General features: G+C 28.8%; 8 protein-coding genes. 3 read left to right on the top strand and 5 right to left on the bottom strand.

What is annotated here, in order from left to right:
- Window positions 1-133 precede the first annotated feature (133 nt).
- The 5 genes from LQ611_RS13585 to LQ611_RS13565 all read right to left on the bottom strand — a co-directional run bounded on the left by LQ611_RS13585 (window position 134) and on the right by LQ611_RS13565 (window position 2,356).
- Complete coding sequence (locus LQ611_RS13585; RefSeq protein WP_037587900.1) at window positions 134-343, bottom strand: hypothetical protein; 210 nt, start codon at window positions 341-343, stop codon at window positions 134-136.
- A gap of 154 nt (window positions 344-497) precedes the next feature.
- Window positions 498-662: a hypothetical protein gene (locus LQ611_RS13580; protein ID WP_162841924.1), complete on the bottom strand. Its 165-nt coding sequence runs from the start codon at window positions 660-662 to the stop codon at window positions 498-500.
- Window positions 663-750: 88 nt separating this feature from the next.
- Window positions 751-1,119: a YbgA family protein gene (locus tag LQ611_RS13575; protein ID WP_025905860.1), complete on the bottom strand. Its 369-nt coding sequence runs from the start codon at window positions 1,117-1,119 to the stop codon at window positions 751-753.
- 4 nt (window positions 1,120-1,123) lie between these two features.
- Window positions 1,124-1,597, bottom strand: coding sequence for a pyrimidine dimer DNA glycosylase/endonuclease V (locus LQ611_RS13570; protein ID WP_025905858.1), 474 nt, complete (start codon window positions 1,595-1,597; stop codon window positions 1,124-1,126).
- A gap of 18 nt (window positions 1,598-1,615) precedes the next feature.
- Window positions 1,616-2,356 carry a sulfite exporter TauE/SafE family protein gene (locus tag LQ611_RS13565; RefSeq protein WP_107596979.1) on the bottom strand — a complete coding sequence of 247 codons (741 nt, stop codon included), beginning with the start codon at window positions 2,354-2,356 and terminating at the stop codon, window positions 1,616-1,618.
- Window positions 2,357-2,567: 211 nt separating this feature from the next.
- Here LQ611_RS13565 and LQ611_RS13560 point away from each other — a divergent pair, with 211 nt between their 5' ends.
- From LQ611_RS13560 to LQ611_RS13550, 3 genes are all read left to right on the top strand, one after another.
- Window positions 2,568-3,014 carry a MepB family protein gene (locus LQ611_RS13560; RefSeq protein WP_210142864.1) on the top strand — a complete coding sequence of 149 codons (447 nt, stop codon included), beginning with the start codon at window positions 2,568-2,570 and terminating at the stop codon, window positions 3,012-3,014.
- A gap of 103 nt (window positions 3,015-3,117) precedes the next feature.
- Window positions 3,118-3,753: a sugar O-acetyltransferase gene (locus LQ611_RS13555; protein WP_025905855.1), complete on the top strand. Its 636-nt coding sequence runs from the start codon at window positions 3,118-3,120 to the stop codon at window positions 3,751-3,753.
- 301 nt (window positions 3,754-4,054) lie between these two features.
- Window positions 4,055-4,567 (top strand): DUF4352 domain-containing protein, encoded by a 513-nt coding sequence (locus tag LQ611_RS13550; RefSeq protein WP_107573252.1) that lies wholly within the window; start codon window positions 4,055-4,057, stop codon window positions 4,565-4,567.
- Window positions 4,568-4,718: the final 151 nt, after the last annotated feature.

Raw genomic sequence — 4,718 nt, 5'->3', positions numbered from 1 at the left:
ATATTATTCTAGCATGTAGAGATGCATTTTTTAATACAACGGTGAAACCATACTGTACCATACGCATAGCGTATGGTTTTAATTACACAAAAAAAGCTGTCTCAAGGTTTAAACTTGATGACAGCTAAATGCATTAGTTCCCTAAATAGTCATTAAAATCAGCAATAAATTGTTCTTTGTTCTGTGCTGAAGGATATTGTAATCCACCTAAAATAATAGATTGGCTACTTATTGTAATAAAGTCATAATCAATGGAATGTCTCAAAAATATATTTTTTGCTTCTTCTTGATTGTATTTATTCTCTAAATTCTCAAATACGATAATCTTTTTATCAAAAAACATAACTGCCTCCAAAAAACTTAATATATAAATACTACAAAACTATATTAAGTGAATCTAGAGAGAATTGATGTAAATGATTATTAATATTGTATAATTACATATATTTTATAGATTTACAGAACAAATTTAAATGTTTTTAAATGATTATGATTGATTATGAATTTTTGATAAACTCTTTCTCTAAATGATCCATCATGTTTTGGGCTTTTTTTAATCCTGGAGATTCGTTTTCTTCTTCCATTTGTTCGAGTTCCACTATATTGAATTGCACTTCTTTTTTTAAAGTGTCCCACATTTTTTGATATACACGTTCTTCCATTATATTCAGCCTCCTTGAAAATCTACTTTCTATATAATATTTACCCTATTCATGGTTATACAATCATCATTAAACTTAGATAGGTAAATCAATTTAAAATAGTAGATTCTAATAAATACTTTTGATTATATTTCACAGCAAGCTTGTATATAAATGTAATTAAACATTGGTATTGAATTTCATTTTCTTGATATTGTGATTTATATTTCAAATATTGGTTACGTTCTTCTTCAGTAGCAATTTTCTTAAAATACCCCCACATATGATCATAAGTGTTGATGATTGAACCTTTAGTCGGAACTATGGCTTTTGCATCATCAATTTTACTTTGTAAATCGTCATATGTGATATCTCCCTTTAAAGATTCTCTTATATCTAAATATGACTTTTGACTATGCATCATAACATTATATTTTTCATGTCTCCATAACTTTTCAATATCTGCTCTCTTACTCATGATATCACCTACTTACATTACACCGAGGTGCAATTTTATCTGCTGTCCATTTCATAAATAATAATTTTTCATATTCTAAATAAGCTTCGTCACTCATTAATTTCGTTTCACCATAAACAAATATAGGTGGTAATTTTTCAGTAGAAAATGCACCATCTTTAATACCAGTATCAATCAAATTACCCATATTTGAAATTTGATGTTCAAAGTCTTTTGACCTTTTCCCACCTCTTCTTCTATGTTCTTTATCCATGGCTAATAATAAGTGATATGTGTCAGCTAAATACGGATAGCCATCATTAAAAACATGCTTCACGATAGGATGACTTAAATAACGTGTATTGCCATCAATATATTCGAGCTTAGCTATACAAACATTAATAATTTGATAAAGTTCTAATACTTGTTTAGAAAGACGTCGGTTATCTAGAAATTTTGCGCTTATTTCATGATTCTCATGAACTCTAAAAATTTGCATTGCGTAATTCCTCTCTCATTATTTAACAATCATGATGATTCCGAAACAAATCAACAACATATAAATATATTTAATTAAAGCACGTTGATCAATTTTATTATTGATGATATGACCCAGCCATAATGTTAGGATGAGAAGCGGTAAAATGGCCAATAATAAATACCAAAGTGAGATTGACCAAAATCCTGAAACACCGTGACTAAAGACAATAAAACAACCTGTAATAAAAAAATGTACTTGTGAAATGTTTTTTAAATCTGTAACATGCCATTTTTTCAATGTTCCATATATAATAATCGGTACACCGTGACTATTATATGCACTACCTAAAACACCCGAAACAACACCTGCAATATAATCATAAAACTTTGGAATATTCAATTTAACTTGGTATATATTCTTATAATAATTAATAAGATTAATAGCACCGTACAATAATATAAATACCCCTAAAAATTTAATAATCACATCTTCATTCGCCCATTTAACAATTACAATCCCAATAGGCGTCCCAATAATAGAACCCATTAATAAACGTTTAATAATAGACCAATCAAGATTGCCACGACTTCTTATAAACACAGGTAAAGCCACTAATAATCCAACAATTGCCACCACAGAAATAGACAATTTAAAATCTAAATTTAATAAAGCAAGTAATGGCATTGTGACCAAAGCCTCACCAAAACCAAACACAATTCTTACCATAGCCCCTAACAGAATTGAAAAAATAACAAGTGTCCAAATTGTAATATCCATAGAATCCCCTTTAATATGTTTATAAAATAAAAACACTTTCTAAACATTAGAAAGTGTCAAAATCTCATTAATATTCAACTACTATTATACCCTTTTTAAGTACTTAAAAAGGGTATAAAAACAATGGAATACTAGAATATTTCAACATCGAATGTAATAGGACAATCTTTGTTATAATCAATTATGAAAAGTCATATAAGGAGGTTTGCAATTGTTTGAGTCAACTGAATTAATAAAAAGCTATTTTAATGATGAACCCATTGAATACTACAAACTTGAAGAACTTAATATTAAATATGAAGCTTGTAGTTTTCAAATTCAAGATATTACTTATAGAAGTAGACGTGCTAAAAAGACTGCCAATAAAAAAGGTTATTTTGTCGTATTTTGGGTTAAAGATCATAATAATCAAAACATACCTTATACATATTCAGAAACACCAGATAAACTCATCATAGCTATACTAGATGATAATAAAAAAGGGCTGTTTATTTTTCCTAAAGATATTCTACTTAAGCAGAAAATCATAAGTAATCTCGAAGTAAAAGGAAAAATGGCAATGAGAGTTTACCCACCATGGGAAAATCATTTAAATAAGACTGCGAGTCAAACTCAAAATTGGCAAAAAGAATTTTTCATAGATTTATCTAACTTATAGCAATAAATGTAATGAATCAAATAACATCATTAACCTCTTAACTTGTATATACAAGTTCAACAAGATATAATATGCTCATATACATATAAAGGGGAATTATGATATGCAGAATGATTTTGATTATATGCAAATGCTTAAAGGTGAACTATACTTAGCGCACGATATCCATGAATCTAATGGTTCAAAACAAGGAAAAATGCTAGCAGATAAAATTAATCATACACCTATTGAAAATAGTGATGAAATTATTAAATTAGAAAAAGAACTTTTTGGTAAGACAGGAGAAAATATATACTTACATCCACCACTCTATGTTGATTACGGTAGACATATTAATATCGGTGAGAACTTTTATGCAAATATGGACTGTATATTTTTAGATGTCAATCGTATCAATATTGGTGATAATGTTATGTTCGGTCCAAGAGTGAGTTTATATACAGCAGGTCATCCTATTGATCCAACAATTCGAAATGAACAATTAGAATTTGGTCATGAAATTAATATTGGAAATAATGTATGGATTGGTGGAAATGCAATCGTATTACCAGGCGTTTCGGTAGGAGAAAACTCTGTAATCGCATCAGGAGCAGTCGTAACAAATGACGTGCCACCCAATACAGTCGTAGGTGGAAATCCAGCAAAAGTCATTAAGCAAATCACAAGTTCTGATTATGACAAATGGCATCAATTGAAATTAGAATATTACGAGAAAAAACGACAATCAGTAGAAAAATGATAATCAAAAAAAGATCATCTCTCTGTAGGTGGTCTTTTTTTGATTTAGATCTCAAATCTCTTAATTCTGCTATTGATATGTTTAAGCGTTGTTTTTTTATCCCATATTGTCAAAAAATAACAAAAATAAAACTTATATATGATATTAAATACATCAGTATGTATTAATATAATAACTTTTGAAAGGAGTAATTTATATGCAAGATAGTAAACCTAATAATAAAAAGAGGTTACTTTGGGGATGCTTCGGCTGTCTATGAGTTATTGTTATTTTAGGAGTTTTATTAGGAGCATGTACTGTTATGATTGGAGGTAGTAATTCTAATCAATCTTCAAGTTCAACAAGCTCTATAGATAAAAGTTCGTCGGAGAAAAATCAAAAAGATGAAAAGACATTTAAAATCGGCGATAAAGTAAAAACTGATGATTTAGATTATACAGTTAAGTCTGTAAATAACTCCAAAACTGTTGGAAATAGCTTTGTCCCTCATGAAGCTAAAGGTACATACCTTATTGTTGAAATTACTGTTAAAAACAATGGTAATGATCCTGTTACTTTAGACAGTAATATGTTTAAATTAAAAATCGGCGACAAGACTCTTGAACCAGATTCAGAAGGTTCTTTATCAGCAAATCAAGGGGAAGATGGCAGCATCAAAAATGATTTTATTTTCGAAAAATTAAATCCTGACAGCGAAATGACAGGTAAAATAGCATTTGATGTATCTGAGGATTTAATAAATAAAGGTAATAAAATATTGCAAGTACAAAATAATTTATTAGGAACTTCTAAATCAGAAATTAATTTAAATTAACTACAAAGGCTTTGTCAAATTAAGTGTGTAAGTTATTCAAGATACTTAATAACTTACACACTTAATTTGATCATGTAAAAGAAGCTGGTTCATAACCATAGACCAGTTTGGAATGTAACCAGTGGACCATTTCTTTTGAAGTTCTTTCGTT

The organism is Mammaliicoccus sp. L-M44 (genome assembly GCF_022386355.1).
Lineage (GTDB): Bacteria > Bacillota > Bacilli > Staphylococcales > Staphylococcaceae > Mammaliicoccus > Mammaliicoccus sciuri_A.
The sequence above is the reverse complement of the archived record's forward strand: the minus strand, read 5'-3'. Positions and strand labels throughout refer to the sequence as shown.

What these genes read in the sequence shown, in the direction of transcription:
- LQ611_RS13585 (WP_037587900.1), bottom strand. Translation starts at nt 343, where the DNA reads ATGTTTTTTGATAAAAAGATTATCGTATTTGAGAATTTAGAGAATAAA.
- LQ611_RS13580 (WP_162841924.1), bottom strand. Translation starts at nt 662, where the DNA reads ATGGAAGAACGTGTATATCAAAAAATGTGGGACACTTTAAAAAAAGAA.
- LQ611_RS13575 (WP_025905860.1), bottom strand. Translation starts at nt 1,119, where the DNA reads ATGAGTAAGAGAGCAGATATTGAAAAGTTATGGAGACATGAAAAATAT.
- LQ611_RS13570 (WP_025905858.1), bottom strand. Translation starts at nt 1,597, where the DNA reads ATGCAAATTTTTAGAGTTCATGAGAATCATGAAATAAGCGCAAAATTT.
- LQ611_RS13565 (WP_107596979.1), bottom strand. Translation starts at nt 2,356, where the DNA reads ATGGATATTACAATTTGGACACTTGTTATTTTTTCAATTCTGTTAGGG.
- LQ611_RS13555 (WP_025905855.1), top strand. Translation starts at nt 3,118, where the DNA reads ATGCAGAATGATTTTGATTATATGCAAATGCTTAAAGGTGAACTATAC.
- LQ611_RS13550 (WP_107573252.1), top strand. Translation starts at nt 4,055, where the DNA reads ATGATTGGAGGTAGTAATTCTAATCAATCTTCAAGTTCAACAAGCTCT.